Below are 17,452 nucleotides of genomic sequence, written 5' to 3' on the forward strand. Positions count from 1 at the left end.
CTTTCAACTCTTTGGTTAAGCGTTCTTGCGACGGTTCACGTACTCGGTGAGCTCCTTTTCCACGGTCGGGTCGATATCGGGTTTCTCGTACTTGGCCAGGCGCTGGCTCATCTTGTCGCCGGCCACCTCGTGGATGCGCTTTTTGCCTCCGGCGCTCCAGGCGTCGTAGTTGGTGCGGGTCATGAGATCGGGCAGGAAGAACTCGGTGCGGCAGAGCTTAAATGTCTTGGGATTGGTGAGGTACTGCCCGCCGATACCGGTCTGCTTGATCATCTCCACGTCGATGCTCTCTTCGTCAAAGCCGATGGGCTTGAGCATCTGGCGGATCATGCCGGCAAGCTCTTCGTCCATGAGGAATTTTTCAAAGCTCATGGCGATGTAAGAGCCCAGGATGCCCGCGGAGTGGAGGATGAAGTTGATGCCGGACCGGGCTGCGGTGGACAGGGCCAGGGCCGATTCCAGGCCAGCCTGTCCGTCGGGGTAGAGGGCGTCGGTGAGGCCGCCGCCGCTTCGGCTGGGCAGGTCGTAGAATCGGGCCATCTGGGCGGTGACGTTGATGTTCTTGGACAGGGCCGGGGCGCCGATGGACAGGGCCCCTGTCTTCATGTCCATGGCAGAGGAGGTGGAGCCGTAGATCACCGGGGCCCCTTCCCGCACCATCTGGGCCAGGGTGATGCCGGCCAGGATTTCGGCGTTCTGGAGGGCGGCCACGCCCCCTAAGGTCACGGGACCCGAGGCACCGGCCATGATGAGGGAGGCCACCACGCAGGCCTGGCCGTGGCGGGCCAGCTCGATGAGGGAGCCCACCATCTCATCGGAGAACTGCAGGGGGGACAGGGAGTTGATGAGGGAGACCGACACCGGGGTGTCCATGATCTTGTCCTTGCCGCCGAAGACGATGGAGGCCATCTCGATGCCGTCCATGGCGCCCTGGCGCGAGACCGGGGAGCCCATGCAGGGCTTGTCGCAGAGGAGGAAGTTGGAGAGCATCATGTCCATGTGGACGGTCTCCGGCGGCATGTTCGAAGGCTCCACCATCATCCACCCGTTCATGTCGATGTACTTGGAGGTGTGGATGAGCTTGCAGAAGGTGTCGTAGTCTTCCATGACCGCTTCCCGCTGCACCCCGTCGGCATCGATGATGTACGGGGCGCCGTAGCCGGGGACAAAGACGAAGTCGTCCTTTCCGATGGCCACGTTTTTCGCAGGGTTCCGTCCGGCGACGGTGAAGCTTGCCGGGGCTTTTTCCACGGCGCTTCGCACCTGCGACTCGGTGAGAAACACCGTCTTGCCCTCGGTTTTTACGCCGTTTTTCCGGAAGATGTCGATGGCTTCCTCATCGTTGAAGACAATCCCCGTGTTCTTGAGAAGATCCATGGCGCTGTCATGGATCCGGGTAAACTCCTCTTGGGTTAGTTCCTGCATTCTGTCGTACATCGATGGTCTCCTTCGTTGGAACATGTCCGGGACATGGTGAAAAACAGGCACCGGCGGAGCCGGTGCCCCGATTTTACGGGGCGGCGTCCATGCCCCGCGTGCGGTCTATTCGTCGGGTGTCTCCTTGATGTGTTTGTTCAGCCCCCGGAAGGTGCCCCAGAGGCAGATGAGCAGAAGAAAGATCATGGGAAAGGCCGTGGCAATGGAGGCGGTCTGGATGGCCTTGAGCTTGCCGGTACCGGCCAGGACCGCGGCCACGGCGCCCAGGGCGATGCCCCAGAAGGCCCGCAGGTTGCGTCCCGGGTTCTCTTTGCCGGAGACAAAGCAGGCCAGGGAGAGGGCCGCGGAGTTGGCGCTGGTGACGAAAAAGGTGGTGATGAGAAAGATGAGGAAGATGGCCAGGATGCCGGTTAAGGGCAGGTGCTGGGCAATGGCGAAGATGGCGCTCTCCACCCCGTGCTCCTTGAGGATGGGGGTCACATCAAAGCTGATGCCCGAGCCGCCCACCACGCCGTACCAGAGGAAGTTCCCCAGGGTGGGAAGGATCAGGACGGCGGCGATGGTCTCACGGATGGAGCGGCCCTTGGAAATGCGGGCGATGAAAACCGAGACAAAGGGCGCCCAGCTCATCCACCACGCCCAGTAGAAGACGGTCCAGCCGCCGATCCAGTTGCCTTCGATGCCCGGTGCCGTGTAGAGGCTCATGGGCAGGAAGTGAACGAGGTACTGGCCCAGGGCGTTGGTGGTGAGGTTGATAAGAAAGATGGTGGGCCCGAAGACGAGGATAAAGAACCAGACCCCGATGAAGACCCACATGTTGACGTCGCCGACGATCTTGATTCCTTTCTCCACCCCGGTGTAGACGGCCACGGTGAAGATGACGGTGAGCACGGCGATGATGATGTAGATGGCGTTGGTGCCCAGCTCCAGGCCGTACTGGTACTTCAGGCCGCTGGAGAGCTGCAGGGCCACCAGGCCCGTGGTGGTGGCCAGGCCCCCTAAGGTGGCGAAGACGGCAAAGATGTCGATGATTTTTCCCCAGATGCCGTAAATACGGTCGCCGATGGCGTAGTAGAAGGCGCTGGAGAAGTTTAAGGGGAGGTTCTTGGTGTAGCAGGCGTGGGCCAGGGCGATGGTGAGGATGGCGTAGATGGCCCAGGCTGAGAGGCCCCAGTGGAAAAAGGAGTAGGTCATGGCGTTGGCGCCGGTCTCCGGGGTGAGGGCTTCACCGCCGAAGTAAGGGGGCGGGCTCATGAAGTGGTAGGCCGGTTCCGCCGGTCCCCAGAAGACGATGCCTGCGGCAATGGCCGAGCCGAAGAGCATGGCGAACCAGGAGAAGTTGGAGAACTCGGGCTTGTCCCCGGGAAGCCCTAGTTTCAGGCGGCCGTAAGTCCCCCCCATGAGGACGAGGCAGCCGGCCACCAGCAGAAACGCCGTCAGGAGATAGAGCCACCCCCACTTCTGGGTGGTCCATCCGAAGACGGCGTTGATGGTTGTGTTCATGTTCTCCGGAAAGAGGATCGACCACAGGATAAACAGCACGGTGACGGATGCCGAAACCCAGAAGATGATCGGATCGAAGGGCCTTGCGTTTTGATGATCGGTCTGAGACATGTGTAACCCCTTTATTAGCCATGATGTTGCATGCGTACGCGGAGGCCGGACGGCCCGGTACGGACTGGAAACCTCATGACCGCACTAAAGAGCAAGGGGTATGCCAAGGGGTTGTCTTTGCGGTAACATCGGTGGGTTAAAACGTGAGAACGTGCGTGATTGCGGTGGATGGTGCTGAACGCTGTTTTGTGTCAAGGGGGGCGGGCAGGGTGAAAGGATTTTTTCGGTTTTTCGGTTTTGTCAAAAACCTTTTCTAATTTAGCAAAATATTTTTCACCCTGCCCCGGACGGACAGGTCCGGGGGGAAAGGCGACATGATTATGACTTGTTGGGTGGTGGTTTTGCCTTTGAGTTCTGTGTGTTGACTTGATTTGCATGCGGATGCACCTCGCCCCTTACCCGGCGGGCGGATCGGCGAAGGTCTTTCGGTTGAGCTTGTGTTTCTTCATTTTGTAATGGAGGAGCTGCCGGGAGATGCCCAGGATCTTCGAGGCCCTGGAGACGTTGCCGAAGGAGTGGGTCAGGGCATGGGCGATGGTCTGCCGCTCGGTGGCCTTCTGGGATTCCGACAGGTTGTTTGTGGAGGATAGGGGCGCTGCGGCCGGCATGAGCTGGTGAAAAGGACCCGTATCCGAGGATTCCCAGGCCGTGTCTTCAAGGTTGTCGCCCATGACGTTGAGGGTCTCAAAGGCGGAGGTAAAATGTCGGAGGCCGATGATCTTGTTCTGGCCCGCGCTGTTCATGGCCCCTTCGATGAGGTGCTCCAGCTCCCGGACGTTGCCGGGCCAGCGGTACCCTTTAAACAGGTCGAGCACCCTGGGGGAGACCCCTTTGACGTGGGTCCCGAAGGTGTGGTTGAGGGTGAGGATGAAGTGGCTGATGAGGTTCTCCAGGTCATCGAGCCGGTTTGGAGGAAGTGGACGATGACCACACCAGGCGATAGAAGAGGTCGGTTCTCAGCTGGCCGTTTTTCACGGCCTCCCGTGGGGAGCCGTTCATGGCGCTGATCACCTTGAGCTCCACCTCCACCTCTTTGTGGGAGCCGATGCGCCGGAATTTTTTCTCCTGCAGGACCCGTAAGAGCTTGGCCTGGAGGGTGGTGGGCATGGCCAGGAGCTCGTCCAGGAAGAGGGTGCCCCCGTTGCCCATCTCCAGGAGGCCCGGTTTGTCCAGGGCACCGGTGAAGGCTCCTTTGACGGTGCCGAAGAGCACTCCTTCCAGGAGGTTTTCCGGGATGGCCGCGCAGTTAAGGGCGGTGTAGGCCTTGTTTTTCCGGGCGCTGTGATTGTGGATGGACTGGGCAAAGAGCTCTTTGCCCGTGCCGGTCTCGCCGATGAGCATGATGGGGGACGACGAGGAGGCCGCCTCCCGGGCCGTGACCATGGCCCGCTGAAGGTCGTAGCTGTCTCCGATGATGTCCCCGAAGGTGTAGCGGGTGCCGTTTCCCTTGTTTTTGTTGAAACTGGGAACGGCGATCATGGGGGTGCTCTTCTGGAGGATGTTGTAGTCTTTGACAAAGCAGATGGCCCCGGTGACGCGGGAGCCATCAAGGAGGGGAAAAATGGAATGGATGGTGTGGGCCACCTTGCCTTTCCGGGTGCGGTAAAAAAAAGTGCGGTTTCGGATGGCGCGTTTTTTGTCCATGCATTTGGCAATCATGCTGGTCTCGTCGGAGAGCTCGTAGACCTCGGTGACATGCTTGCCGATGATCTCCTCGGGATCGGCCCCGTCGATCTGGGCCTGGGTGTCGTTGTAGTAGACGATGATCCCCTGGTGATCGGTGATGATAATGCCTTCGTCAAGCTGGTCCAGCACGCTCAAGAAGTTGATGCGGGTGACATCGAACAGCGATTCGGACCGTGACTTCCTGTGTTGACCCATTGAACAGACTCCACGTATGACTGGGGTTGATACGGTGTTGCCTGGGGCACAGCCTCAGGGCGCCGGCCGAGGGCAGTCGACCGGTCTTGTCATCCCCGGTGAGGGCGACAATGCCTTGAGGGTGAACGGTGCCTGATAGGTGTACCTTGAACGATCTCTTCGTGGATGTCAATCTTGCCGGTGTGTTAGGCCATGTTTACAAGAAGGGAAAACGCGATGCCCCACATGACGAGGCCCACCAGGGTGTCGAGAATGCGCCAGGCCCTTTGCCTTCGAAAGACCGGGGCCAGCAGGTTGCCCCCCAGGCTGAGGAGAAAGAACCAGGCAAAGGAGGCCGTGGCCGCTCCGAACCCGAACCAGGGGCGCTGCTCCAAAGGAAACTGGCCGCTGATGCCCCCCATGAGGACCAGGGTGTCCAGGTAAACGTGGGGGTTCAGCAGGGTGACGGCCAGGGTGGCCAGCACCGCGGTTTTAAGGGGGGTGCGTCCTGCCTCTTCCGCCTCCAGGCTGCCTCCCCGGTGTGCCGACCGGAAGGCGCAGGCTCCGTACCAGAAGAGAAAGGCGGCACCTCCCCAGGCTGCCGTCCGGGTGAGCAGGGGATGGGCGGCAACGGCCGTGCCTACCCCGAGGATGCCCACAGTGATCAACAGGGCGTCGAAGAAGCTGCATATAAGGGGGATCACCAGGTGATGGTTGCGCTTCACCCCCTGGCTGAGGACAAAGGCGTTCTGGGCGCCGATGGCGATGATCAGGCCCGCGCTGGTGCCGAACCCTTTGAGAAATGGCGAAATCATGATGTCGTGTGTCCCTTGTGATGTCAATGCCGGTGCCGCCTGAGGCTGCCGGTGTCGTTCCTGTGGAAAGCCGGGGGGCATCAGCCTGCCCCTGCGATGATGACGCCCCCTTTGTAGGGGGATTCAATTGTAAAAGTAAAATTAATTATATATATACATCATAAGAAAAACGAATAATGTGACGGGGCCTCGCCTGCCCTATTGAGAGCGGCTTTTTAAGAACTTTTCGGAGCACGCCATGTACGATTACAAGCTGATAGAGGCCATGGCACGTGTGGTCCTGGAGGGGGGCTTTGAAAGGGCGTCCAGGGTTCTCAACATCTCGCAGTCTGCTGTCTCCCAACGGGTCAAGCTCCTGGAAGAGCAGGCCGGTCAGGTGTTGTTGAGCCGGACAGCCCCGCCGTCTCCCACCCGGGCCGGTGAGCTCTTCCTGGCCCATTACTTTAAGGTGTCCCACCTGGAGGCGGACCTGGGGGAGACCCTTGCCCCGGGGGCCGGTGGACTTCACACCCTCACCGTGGGGGTCAACGCAGACAGCCTGGAGACCTGGCTCCTGCCCGGGCTTGCCGCGTTTCTGGAGAAGGAGCGAGTCCTCCTTGATTTCTGCGTGGATGATCAGGACGAGACCCTGCGGTTTCTAAAGAGCGGGGAGACCGTGGGCTGCATCACCTCCAGTGCGGAGCCGGTCCAGGGGTGCCGCATGGCCTACCTGGGGGCCATGGTTTACCGCATGGTGGCGTCCCCTTCCTTTGCCGGGCGCTGGTTTGGCGATGGGTTAGGTTCGGGGGCTACGGCTCGGGCCCCGGCGGTGCTCTTCAATCGCAAGGATGAGCTCCATGGACGGTTTCTCAAGGCCTGGTTGTCAGATCCTCCCTCGTCCTTTCCCCGTCATTACGTTCCCTGTTCCTGTGCAGATGTGGTGACCACCATTGTCCAGGGCATGGGGTACGGCATGGTGCCCATGCAGCAGGCCTCGCCCCTGCTTGCCGCCGGGGCGCTCACGGATGTGGCCCCGGGCAGGGAGATAAAGGTGCCGCTGTACTGGCATGTCTGGAATGTGAAGTCGGCGCTTTTGGAGCGGTTCTCCCATGGACTGGTGGAGGGGGCCCGTTGCACCCTCCTTCAGGACACGCCCGGCGAATCGCCGTGACGGCAGGGCGACGAGGCGAAATGAGAGACACGTCGCCTTCACGGTGTGGGATTGATGGGCGTGATGCCCCGCCATTTGGTGCATTACAGGGGGCTGGGCGGTGCCGATGCCGCGGGTGGGCACGGACAAGGAGTGCGTCTTTTCGTCAACTGGGAATAAAGGTTTTGTCAACTGTGACGAAAAGTACATTAAGGAAAGGCTTGATGGGGACGTCAGGGTTCGGGGGAAACAATTCACACGGCTGCGTCATGTGGGCCGCCTCTCGGTGTTTTGTATCAGCCTGAAATACATTGAGATTGACCGGCTGTTTTGGGCTTGGGATTGCGCCGCAGCTCGGTGCGTGAGCCCCGTTCATTCCGTGTGGGGTGTGCGGTGCTTTTACGAAACACGCAGGGGACATGTGAATGATCAATTTCTCATCATCAACGATGCGCAGACAGACGGGGGGGCGAACCGGACGTTTACGCCCATGCGCCTTTTGTTGCCTGTGCCCTGTGGCGGTGCTGTTTTGCCTGGTGGTTTATCTTTCGGTCTCCTTTGCCTCTCCTCCGGTTCCGGATCCCCTGACCCCGGAGCAGCGCCAGTGGCTCGAAGCCCGCAAGGGCCGACTTCGCCCCGCCTTGAACCCAACTGGCCCCCGGCCTCCTTTTTTAACGATGAGGGGCAGGTGCAGGGCATCGCACCTGAGTACATCTCCCTTATCGAAGAAAAACTGGGCTTTGTGTTTACCCGGGTGCGCTACGCCACCTGGGCCGAGATTCTCCGGGCCGGGTACCGGGGCGAGGTGGACGTGATTCCCTCCATAGCCCGGCTTTCATCCCGGGAGCCGCACCTGGCGTTCACGCGGACCTATTTCCAGATGCCCACCACCATTGTAACGGGGCCGGAAACAACGGGGGGAATTAACCTGGAGGGCTTGGTGGGCAAGCGGGTCTGCGTGCTGAAAGGGAGCGTGGACCATGAGATCCTGTCCAGGAAGTATCCGGGGATTCTGGTGGAGCCCGTGGATTATACCCTTGAGGGGCTACTCAAGGTGGATCGCCGGGAGGCCGAGGGCCTGGTCTCCGATATGGCCTCCACTTCTTACCTGATAGAGAAGCACGGCCTGGTGCGGCTTCAGACCCTGGGATACACCCACTACAGCTACGAGATCTGCATGGGCATCTCCCGTCAGCAGCCCATGCTGGTGGATATCATGAACCGGGGCCTCTCCTTGATTTCGCCGGAAGAGAAACGGGATATTTTCAAAAAGTGGCTCTACCTGAAAACCCACCCCGTCTACAGGGACCCTTCTTTTCGTACCTATGCCATCGGCCTGGTGGTGTGCCTGGTTGTTGCGGTCCTCGGTGGGTTTTTTGTCTGGAACCGGAGCCTGCGGCACGCCGTGGACCGTGCCACCCGGCTGAGCCGGAGGGCGGAAGAGTCCCTTCGGGCCCAGGCCTCGGAGCTGGAGGGGGCCAGGCAGCGGGTGGCCCGGGCCAACCTGGAGCTGACCCAGGTTTTCAACGCCTCCATCCCCATGCTGATCATTGACCGAAGGTTTCGCCTGCTTCGCATGAACAGCACCTTCAGCGAGCTTTTTGGTGAGGATGCCTCCCTTGCCGTGGGCAAGCACTGCTACGAGGTGATTCGCAGCGACATGTGCCGCACCGACGCCTGCCCCCTGGTCCAGGCGCTTTCAGGAGTCACCCCTGTTCGGGGGGAGAGCCTTTTTTCCACGGCGAGTCGGGAGGGCATCCCCTGCATGGTGGCCGCCAACCCGCTCACGGACCGGGACGGTCGCCTTCTGGGCATCGTGGACAGTTTTATCGATATCTCCCGTCTTTTCCAGGCCGAAGAGGAAAAGGAGCTGCTGCGTGCCCAACTCCGGAACTCCCAGAAGATGGAGGCCCTGGGCACCCTGGCCGGGGGCATTGCCCACGACTTCAACAATATTCTCTCCCCCATTATCGGGTACGCGGAGATGACCCAGCTTTCGCTGCCCCCGGACAGTCGGGAGGCGGAGAACATGACGGGCATCCTCAAGGCCTCCCAGCGGGCGCGGGACCTGGTGCGAAGGATCCTGACCCTCTCCAGGCGCCATCAGTCCGAACTCAAACCGGTCCATGTCCAGGCCGTGGTCCAGGAGGCCCTGACTCTTCTGCGCTCCACCCTGCCCAGCACCATCGCCATCCGGGAGAGGCTCCACGCCGAAGGCCGTCTGATATTCGGGGACCCCACCCATGTGCACCAGGTCATCATGAACCTGGGGACCAACGCCTACCACGCCATGGAAGGCATGGGGGGCGGGACCCTGGAGGTGGCCCTGGAGACTGTATTCATGAACGAGAAGGAATCGCCGTTTCCGGGAAATCCCTCGGGACCCTGCCTGAGACTCGTGGTGAAGGACACGGGGGTGGGCATGGACGCGGCCAGCCGAGACAGGATCTTCGACCCGTACTTCACAACCAAGGAGGAGGGCAAGGGCACGGGCCTGGGGCTCTCCGTTGTCCACGGCATCGTCCGGGAGTGCGGCGGCACCATCACCGTGGACAGCGAGCCGGGCAAGGGCAGCACCTTTACCCTCTGCTTTCTCGAAGTGGAAGGGGAGGCCTTGCTTCCGGAGCCCGTTTCCGCCGAGGCCCCTCCCAGGGGCCGCGAGACGGTCCTGGTGGTGGACGACGACGAAGAACTCGCCTTTTTGCTCAAGCGGATGCTGAGGCGGGCCGGGTACCGGGTGTCGGTGTTTACGGAGAGCAAAAAGGCGCTGGACCATTACCGGGCGAGTCGGGGCAACTACGATATCGTGGTGAGCGACATGACCATGCCCGGCATGACCGGTATGGCCCTGACACGGGAGATCAAGGCCATGACTCCCGGGATACCGGTGATCCTCTGCACGGGCTACAACGACCGCAGGGCCCGCCAGGCAGCCGAGACCATCGGTGTTCGGACGTTTTTGATGAAACCCGTGGAGATGCACACCCTGCTCACAGCCGTGCGGCAGGAGCTGGACGCGGGTGATGAGGCGTGGACACCGTCAAAATCCGGTTAAATCCGATGCCCAGCGGGCACAAAGTAAAAGCCAAAAGCGATGTCTTTTATTGTGAAAGTGCATGGCAAAACCGCCTCCGGCGGCAAGGTGGGGGCACCTTGAAACCCTATGGCGAATGCATGGAGGCCGTTGCCATGCGAACGCTGTCAGGGCATTCGCGTGAAGGGTGAAGTCCGGCAACCGTCAAGGCAGGGGAGGCCCATGTCATTTTTCTAAAAACATGACGCGGGCGTTCTCAGACTCGTTTGAGTTTTACCGGAGTAATTGCCGGTGACAAGGGTGGAGCAACCACTTAAATTAAATGCCCTGAACGCAGGTTGCAAATGCGCTTTGTCCGTCGGGAAAAGTCACATTCAACGTTTATAACGGAAACCATTCAAGACGAAATTTTAAGATCTGTTTGTTAAACTTTTTAAAGGTTTAGCCCCCGGCAGGGCCGCCGGAGGCGTCTTTTTACCCTTTTTTCCGTGCCATGCAGCGGATGCCGTCCCCCCTTCGGGCCGGGACAAAGCATCGACAGCAGGAGTTGCACTGGGCGGGGGCGGTGTCACCCTGTTTCCATCTGGCGATGAGGTTGGGCTCCCGGATGAGGGGGCGGGAGAGACTGATGAGGTCGGCCCGGCCTTCGTCGTGCATGGCAAGGGCGGTCTCAAGGGCGCGGATGCCGCCCACGAGCATCACGGGGACCTGCACCGACTCCTTGACGGCTTTGCCTGCATCGCGGAAGTAGGCTTCTTTTTCCGGGGCGTCGATGCGGGGCCGGATGGGGGCAAGCTCCCCGCTTTCTGGAGTGCCGCCGCTTACCTCAATGGCGTCGATCCCCTCGTGGGCCAGACGGACGGCCACGGCGCAGGCCTCGTCCAGGGTGAAACCGCCTTTGACGTGATCGGCGCTGTTGAGCTTGATGAGCACCGGGTAGTCGGGGCCCACGGCGTCACGGATGGCGGTGGTGACCTCCAGGAGTAAGCGCATGCGGTGCTCCACGGGGCCGCCGTACCAGTCGCTGCGACGATTTTCCAGGGGCGAGAGGGACTGGCTGAGGAGGTAGCCGTGGGCGCTGTGGATCTGCACCCCGTCGAAACCGGCTTTTTTGGCCCTGACGGCTGCCTCGGCAAAGGCGGTGACCACCAGCTTGAAATCGCAGGGGCCCATCTCTTTTACCGGGGGCTCTTCGGAGCCGGTGACGGAGATGATGCGGGGGGGACGGCCCGACTCGTCGGTGTTGGCGCGCCTTCCGGCATGGGCCAGCTGGGCCACGATTTTCCCGTTGCGGGCGTGGACCGCCTCCACCATCTTGGTGAGCCCGGGGAGAAACGCGTCGTCGTGGATACCCAATTGTTTCGGGCCTGCCTTGCCTTCAAGTTCCACAAAGGCGTGGCCCGTGATGATGAGGCCCACACCGCCGTCGGCCAGGGTGGCCATGCAGTCTATGAGCCGTTGGGTAACGCAGCCGTCGGGTCCGGCCATCCCTTCCCAGGTGGCGGACCGGACGAAGCGGTTGGCAAGGGTCATGCCGTTGATGGTCGTGGGGTCGAAAAGGGGGTGCATTGCGATCTCCTGTCTGGTGTATCAGATATCAATTATCCTGATGAAGCTATATCAAATGGTTGTGATCACGCCAATAAAAATGTGGCGTCCCTTGTCCGGCCACGGAAGGTCAACCCGATGTCGGCGGGGGAACCGTCTTTTCCACAGGGGTGCCGCCGTATCCTCCCACGGTGACCCCGGTGGGTCTTTTCTCATCACAGGCAAGGAGGACATCCATGCGGGACGGGCTGCCCATGGCGTGTCCCTGCTCGAAGATGTAGCGCTCCTGCTGGTGCCCGTTCATCCACAGGTAGGCGGCCAGGGCTCCGCTGGCGCTTCCGGTGGCCGACTCCTCATCAATGCCGTATGCCGGGGCAAAGTTCCGGCAGCATGCGGTATGGGCGGGGTTCCGGGGCTCGATGCAGAAGAGGTGGAACCCCACGGTGTCGGTTTCGGTGTTAAAGGCTGCCATGGCCCCGAGGTCCGGGACGACCGCTTCAAGGAGTCCCCGTGAGGGCAGGGGGACAAGGATGTCCGTGAGGCCTGTGGACACGGGCTGGATGGGCAGGCCCGTTGCGGTGAGCTCCTCGGGCGCAAGCCCCAGGATGGGGGCCACCCGGGCCGGATCAAGTATCGGATTGAAGGCAGGGGGTTTTTGATCCATCCACACCGCCCCGGAGTTATCCAGGGTAACGCTGATCTCTTCTTCCCTGAGCCCTTGACGATGTCGTCCCGGCCGCACAAGGCCCAGGTGGGCCATGACAGTCCAGGCCGCCACAGTGGCGTGGCCGCAGAGATCCACCTCAGCCACCGGGGTAAAATAGCGGATGACAGGGCAGCTGCTCAAGAGATCCGAAACAAAGGCGGTTTCCGAGAGCCCCACGTTGCGGGCCAGGGCCTGCATGGCGGCCTCATCCATGTCGTCGGCGAAAATCGCCACCCCTGCACCGTTTCCACCGCGCCCGGCGTCGGTATAGGCTTGCTGGAGAAAGAGTCGCATCATACTGATTTTGATAGCACGCCGGAGCAGCGGGGAAAAGTAGAAACATGGACAAGTAACAACAACGGTTCCTGTTGCGTCGAAGCTTGTGATTCAGCCCGCAGAAATCATCAGGGTTTATGCCGGGCGAAGCCCGAGTCGAAGGCCCTTGCGCTTTGGCCCGAGGAACGAGGGACAAAGCGCAAGGGCAATATGCTTTCGAGGTGGCTCACCTCGCTGCCGGAGGCACGCTTTTAATGCTGGCTTTGCCATAGACGTCTGCTTTTCTCAATGGCTGGCGGTGATGTCATTGATATTATCATTTTGACATCCGGGGGGCGGCCACACCATTCTACCGTTTACGCCTGAATTTCCCTTACCATGACAGGAGAGACCATTCTCGTGAAAACAGGAAGCCTGCGATCCTTTTCCGACCCTTCCCAATCCATTCTTCCCCGGTGCACCGGCTGCGGCAAGTGCCGGGTGGGGTGCGCTTTTTTAAAAGAGCACGGAAGCCCCCTTGAGATTCGGGAGCTGTTGGAGACCCGGCCGGAAGAGGCCCTTCGCCTGGCGTTTCTCTGCTCTCTGTGCGGGCTCTGCACGGCGGTCTGTCCCGAAGGGGCGGATCCCGCGGCCTTTTTTCTTGCCTTGCGGCGGGAAGCGGCGGAGAGCGGCAAGGTGGATTTCTCCATTCCGCCTGCTTGCCTATGAGGCCCGGGGGGTGTCCAAACGGTTTACCTGGGCCCATCTGCCCGAAGGGTGCGATACGATCTTTTTTCCGGGGTGCGGCCTGTCGGGAACACGGTCCCACAAGACCTTTCGCGTCTGGCAGTACATCAGGGAACAGGTCCCCCAGGCGGGCCTGGTTCTGGACTGCTGCACCAAGCCCTCCCATGACCTGGGGCGGCAGGGGGCCTTTGAGAACGCCTTCGGGGAGCTGCATCGTCCGGATTGGGGGCGTGCGCCGCGTGGTGGTGGCTTGCCCCAACTGCTTCAAGGTGTTTCATCAGTACGGCTCGGGCCTTGAGACCCAGAGCGTCTATGAACTCATGGCAGGGGACGCGGACCTTGTCCCAACATCTGTAAGCGGGGCGTTGAGGATGCACGATCCCTGTGCGGTGCGGTTTGAAGAAGGGATCCACGGGGCGACCCGGGAGCTGGCCCTGCGAAGCGGGGTGTCCCTGGTGGAGTCCGCCCGCAGCGGCAGGCGGACCCTCTGCTGCGGGGAGGGGGGCGCTGTGGGGGCGGTCTGTCCCGGCCATGCCGAGGCCTGGCGCCAGAGGATTCAAGGGGAGCGGGCCGGAGAGGCGGTCCTCACCTACTGCTCGGGGTGCGCCTCACGTCTCGGCGGCCGGGGAGGCGCCCGGCATCTCCTGGATTTGTTTTTTAATGACGGCAACACGATCCCCAAAGCCACCGGGAGCCCTCTGACCTATCTTCACCGCCTGGGGCTCAAAAGGCGGTTCAGGTACTCCGGCCTGCGGTGACCCGTGAGCGGCACGTCTCCATGGGCGGCGGCCCAAAGGGTGCATGGTGGGTCAAGGGGTTGATCCTCATGGCCCTCATCGGCATGGCAGCCGCTTTGAAAATCTCAGGCTTCACGGATTCTCTGGCCCCGGAGGCGGTGAGGCAGTGGGTGGAAGGCTACGGCCTTGCCGCGCCCCTTATCTTTGTGGCCCTCTACTGCATCGGGCCCTGCCTGCTTCTTCCGGCAAGTCCCCTCACCCTTGCCGCAGGGCTTCTGTTCGGTCCGGTCATGGGGCTGGCCTGCACCATGGTGGGGGCCACGGGTGGTGCCACCCTGGCTTTTCTTGTGTCTCGCTACCTGGCAGGGGACTGGGTGCGCGGGAAGGTGGCGGGCACCGGCCTGGAGCGCCTGGACCGCAAGGTGGCCGAGGAGGGGTGGAAGGTGGTGGCCTTTACCCGCCTGGTGCCGGTGTTTCCTTTTGTTCTCCTCAACTACGCATTCGGGCTGACCCGGGTGCGACTCTCCCACTACGTGGCGGCCACCGTTGTCTGCATGTTTCCCGCCACCCTTGCCTTTATTCTCTTTTCCAGCTCCCTGCTGGACCTTCTCCAGGGGCGGATAACTGCGCCCTTTGTGGGGGGATTTCTCCTTTTGTGTGCCGTGGGCACGATTCCTTTTCTCGTGAAGCGTTTCTGGAAGAAGGCTCCGTGATACGGCCTCGACAAACAGGTCGTAAGGGGCTATGATACCGGTGCGTTAAGCGGATGAAAGGAGGGGTATGGCGCGTGCTCGGGCTTTGCTTACCGGTGTCTCTCTGTTTTACCTTACCTTCTGGGTCCCCCTGGCTGCGGTTGTCTACACACCGTTCTGGTACGATGCCGCCTGCGGGATCCACGGCCGCTGCGTGCGCCTGAAAGCCGGGCCGCCAAGGGTTCTGGTCCGGGAGCTGACCTCTTTTCTCTCCCATGGCGGGACCCTTGCCCATGGGGCATGGACGGCCAAAGAGCGCCGTCACCTGGCAGAAGCCCGGGACCGGCTGGATCTTGCTGCGGTGGTCGCGGCGGCAGCCCTTCTCAGTCTTGCCTTTGCCGCGACCCCGTCTTTGCTCAGGGGCAGTGCCCTGGTCAACCTTGTTCTGTTCCCATTGCTTTCGGGAATCTTTCCGTTTTTTACCACCTTCTGGCGGGACCTGTTTCACCCGCTTCTTTTTTCCAATCAACTCTGGCTCAACACCCCTTTGGATGTCTCCTATTACCTGATGCCCAGGCTGTTTTTCTTCTGGACTCTGGCCCTGGGCATCGGCGCTGCCGTGGCTGCCAACCTTTTGGTTTTGGCGTGTACGCGGACCATGAAACAAAGGGGCACGGACCGGACCACAACGACAGGAGGCAACATGGCGCGTATCGGCTGGGTGGCAGTGGGTTTGGTGGCAGGTGTTCTTTTGACCTTGGGGGCCCGGATGGTCGTGGGCAAAGGGGATGTCCCGGAGCATGGGACGGATACAGCGGCCCTTGAAGAGACGGTGGCCGGTCAGCACGGCAGTGCGGCCGAGGCCCAAAGCGGTGAAACCGGAGTGAAACCGGTGGTCCGGGAGTCTGAAAAGCAGGAGCCCTTTATGCCGGACATGGACCGCATGCGGGCAAGCCTTCCCGACAACCTGGCCATTCCGCCCCAGACCGAGGAGGAGCGGTGGCAGCGGGAGGAGGAGAAAAAGTCCCGCAACGAGCTTTTCGGACGTATCAGCGCCAACATCGCCTCCGAGGACGAGGTCCACAGCTACTACGACGAGCAGGCCCTTCTGACACGGGACAGCATCGCCATGCTGGAGTGGATTTTAAAGGAGCATAAGGGCGAGATGAGCCAGCGGGACCTGGCCCAGCATCAATTTTTGCTGGAGCAGTTCAAGAAACGGCTGGAGGCCATTCCGGAGCGGGAAGCGCGGGCCCTGGATCGGATCGAAACCAAGCAGGCCAACGGGTAAGGGCCGAAGGAGCCACAGGGACAAGAGGGATCAGGGAAAAAGCAGGCCCCCGGCAGGGCTGCCGGGGGCCTGAGGTGAATCGTTACGTTGTCTGTCTGTTCCGTGCCTTACAGAGCGCCCATGAGCAGGTCAAGGAGGTTCCAGAGGGGGTAGGGCCTGTTGAGCTCTTCCTCGGTGGGCTCTTCGTAGTACTGCATGGCGGCCATGCCAGCCCCGTCGTTGATGAGGCGATCGGCGTAGTCTCCCACGTTCATGCCCGTGCCGGTGATGTCGGTGTCGTCAAAGGAGAGGATGCAGGAGCAGTGGCTGTCGTTGAAGGGGCGGTAGTAGGGGACGAAATAGCCGATGTTGCCGTTTTCAGCAAAGAGGTCGTCGTACATGGCCATGAGGTAGCCCTGGTCCGCGGCCCACATGGCGTGGATCTCTTCTTTGGGCGGGTAGTCGTAGAATCGCTCGTACGAGTAGCCCGAGTAGTTGCCGTCCATGGTGAACTGGGTGTGCGCCAGCTTGTCGGCGGGGTACTGGCGAGACAGGGCCACGCTTAAGCTGCCGTAGTCATCGGCGTCGAAATCACCGGGGATGTCCTGGCCCAGGATGTCGATGACGCTGTCCACGTTCCAGGCACTGCGGATCTTGGTGTGCAGGGGCAACGAGAACTGGGGAGAGTCTTCGGCCGTGGAGTAGATGGGACCGGAGTCGTTGAGGAGGATGGCCTCGCCCACGCGGTCGCCCAGGCCCTTGCGGATGAAGTGGTAGTTGAGGATGGAGCCGGCGCCTCCGGCGCTGCATCCGCTGACCATGAGCTTGGGAATGGAGTCGAAGTGGTCCTTGAAGGGCCCATTGGTCATCCAGTTGATAATTCCCTGGGTGTTGGTGTAGCCGTTGTGGTGCCACTCCAGGCTCTCATCGGAATCCTCGGACTCGTAGGTGGCGGTGTTGTTTCCGATGAAGATGTCCCCGGTGCAGTAGGGAACAAAAATGATGGTCCAGCCCTGGGTGTCCACACGTTCCCAGGGGTGGGCGCGAAAGATAAAGGGCGACATGATGGCGGGGATGGAGAACCCGTCCATGTAGTCGTCGGGGATGCCGTTGGGGTTGGCCGCACCCCGGATCCCGCTTTGTCCCGAGCAGCTGGGATAGTCCCAGCAGGCCCCGCCGGCCTCAAAATAGATAAGCACATTGTCACTGGTCAAAGACGGGTTGACGAAAAATTTGTAAGGGGACCCGTTTCCGCACACATACTCCACGTCTCCCTCGGGTTCAAGCTGCACAAGGTTCCACTGGTAGTACTTGATGTCCTCGTCGCAGCCCCCGAAAAGGAAGGGGAGCAAAAGCACGATGACCAAAAAAGGGATAACGGACCATCTGCGCATGGCTACATTCTCCTGATTTTGGGTTGGTGGGGTGCCCACGCGGGAAGGGTCCGAAGATCGCCCTGAAAGGGCCGACGCCGGGTGTTGCACGGGGATGACACAGGGAGCCGGTTTCTTTCATGTCGCGTGTGCACGGCATGTCATGGGCGGGGGGGAGGCTCCGGTGGCAGTGTGTGGCCCGGGCGGCTGAGGAATGGGATGAATTGCATTTGGT

The 17,452-nt window shown here is 61.1% G+C and carries 14 protein-coding genes; 6 read left to right on the forward strand and 8 right to left on the reverse strand.

Annotated features, from left to right (window positions below):
- Positions 1 to 15 precede the first annotated feature (15 nt).
- The 5 genes from ACOYW1_RS01040 to ACOYW1_RS01060 all read right to left on the reverse strand — a co-directional run bounded on the left by ACOYW1_RS01040 (position 16) and on the right by ACOYW1_RS01060 (position 5,726).
- A complete protein-coding gene (locus tag ACOYW1_RS01040; RefSeq protein WP_482421325.1) occupies positions 16 to 1,437 on the reverse strand; it encodes a trimethylamine methyltransferase family protein in 1,422 nt (473 codons plus the stop codon).
- Positions 1,438 to 1,542: 105 nt separating this feature from the next.
- Positions 1,543 to 3,051: a BCCT family transporter gene (locus ACOYW1_RS01045; RefSeq protein WP_482414829.1), complete on the reverse strand. Its 1,509-nt coding sequence runs from the start codon at positions 3,049 to 3,051 to the stop codon at positions 1,543 to 1,545.
- A gap of 395 nt (positions 3,052 to 3,446) precedes the next feature.
- The gene (locus ACOYW1_RS01050; RefSeq protein ID WP_482423632.1) at positions 3,447 to 3,992 is read right to left on the reverse strand and encodes an AAA-type ATPase lid domain-containing protein; all 546 of its coding nucleotides are present in this window, start codon (positions 3,990 to 3,992) and stop codon (positions 3,447 to 3,449) included.
- On the reverse strand, positions 3,946 to 4,932 hold the full coding sequence (locus ACOYW1_RS01055; RefSeq protein WP_482421326.1) for a sigma 54-interacting transcriptional regulator: 987 nt from the start codon (positions 4,930 to 4,932) through the stop codon (positions 3,946 to 3,948). Before ACOYW1_RS01055 ends, ACOYW1_RS01050 begins: the two co-directional genes overlap by 47 nt.
- Before the next feature lie 185 nt (positions 4,933 to 5,117).
- On the reverse strand, positions 5,118 to 5,726 hold the full coding sequence (locus tag ACOYW1_RS01060; RefSeq protein WP_482414831.1) for a LysE/ArgO family amino acid transporter: 609 nt from the start codon (positions 5,724 to 5,726) through the stop codon (positions 5,118 to 5,120).
- 238 nt (positions 5,727 to 5,964) lie between these two features.
- Here ACOYW1_RS01060 and ACOYW1_RS01065 point away from each other — a divergent pair, with 238 nt between their 5' ends.
- Positions 5,965 to 6,876 carry a LysR family transcriptional regulator ArgP gene (locus tag ACOYW1_RS01065; protein WP_482421327.1) on the forward strand — a complete coding sequence of 304 codons (912 nt, stop codon included), beginning with the start codon at positions 5,965 to 5,967 and terminating at the stop codon, positions 6,874 to 6,876.
- Between the two features lie 583 nt (positions 6,877 to 7,459).
- Positions 7,460 to 9,910: a response regulator gene (locus tag ACOYW1_RS01070; RefSeq protein ID WP_482421328.1), complete on the forward strand. Its 2,451-nt coding sequence runs from the start codon at positions 7,460 to 7,462 to the stop codon at positions 9,908 to 9,910.
- A gap of 453 nt (positions 9,911 to 10,363) precedes the next feature.
- Here the strand turns inward: ACOYW1_RS01070 and ACOYW1_RS01075 are convergent, their stop codons facing one another.
- Positions 10,364 to 11,458 (reverse strand): NADH:flavin oxidoreductase, encoded by a 1,095-nt coding sequence (locus tag ACOYW1_RS01075; protein ID WP_482421329.1) that lies wholly within the window; start codon positions 11,456 to 11,458, stop codon positions 10,364 to 10,366.
- 109 nt (positions 11,459 to 11,567) lie between these two features.
- Positions 11,568 to 12,440 carry a PhzF family phenazine biosynthesis protein gene (locus tag ACOYW1_RS01080; RefSeq protein ID WP_482421330.1) on the reverse strand — a complete coding sequence of 291 codons (873 nt, stop codon included), beginning with the start codon at positions 12,438 to 12,440 and terminating at the stop codon, positions 11,568 to 11,570.
- Positions 12,441 to 12,818: 378 nt separating this feature from the next.
- Here ACOYW1_RS01080 and ACOYW1_RS01085 point away from each other — a divergent pair, with 378 nt between their 5' ends.
- From ACOYW1_RS01085 to ACOYW1_RS01100, 4 genes are all read left to right on the forward strand, one after another.
- Positions 12,819 to 13,127, forward strand: a complete 309-nt coding sequence (locus tag ACOYW1_RS01085) for a 4Fe-4S dicluster domain-containing protein (protein ID WP_482421331.1) — start codon at positions 12,819 to 12,821, stop codon at positions 13,125 to 13,127.
- Between the two features lie 206 nt (positions 13,128 to 13,333).
- On the forward strand, positions 13,334 to 13,903 hold the full coding sequence (locus ACOYW1_RS01090) for a heterodisulfide reductase-related iron-sulfur binding cluster (RefSeq protein WP_482421332.1): 570 nt from the start codon (positions 13,334 to 13,336) through the stop codon (positions 13,901 to 13,903).
- Positions 13,900 to 14,595 (forward strand): TVP38/TMEM64 family protein, encoded by a 696-nt coding sequence (locus tag ACOYW1_RS01095; RefSeq protein WP_482421333.1) that lies wholly within the window; start codon positions 13,900 to 13,902, stop codon positions 14,593 to 14,595. The genes ACOYW1_RS01090 and ACOYW1_RS01095 overlap by 4 nt, the downstream gene beginning before the upstream one ends.
- 67 nt (positions 14,596 to 14,662) lie before the next feature.
- Complete coding sequence (locus tag ACOYW1_RS01100) at positions 14,663 to 15,865, forward strand: hypothetical protein (RefSeq protein WP_482421334.1); 1,203 nt, start codon at positions 14,663 to 14,665, stop codon at positions 15,863 to 15,865.
- Between the two features lie 107 nt (positions 15,866 to 15,972).
- On the opposite strand, the gene ACOYW1_RS01105 is transcribed toward ACOYW1_RS01100, so the two are convergent.
- Positions 15,973 to 17,238 (reverse strand): pectin acetylesterase-family hydrolase, encoded by a 1,266-nt coding sequence (locus tag ACOYW1_RS01105; RefSeq protein ID WP_482414838.1) that lies wholly within the window; start codon positions 17,236 to 17,238, stop codon positions 15,973 to 15,975.
- Positions 17,239 to 17,452 lie beyond the last annotated feature (214 nt).

It is taken from the genome of Desulfoluna sp. CYM3A (genome assembly GCF_056829965.1).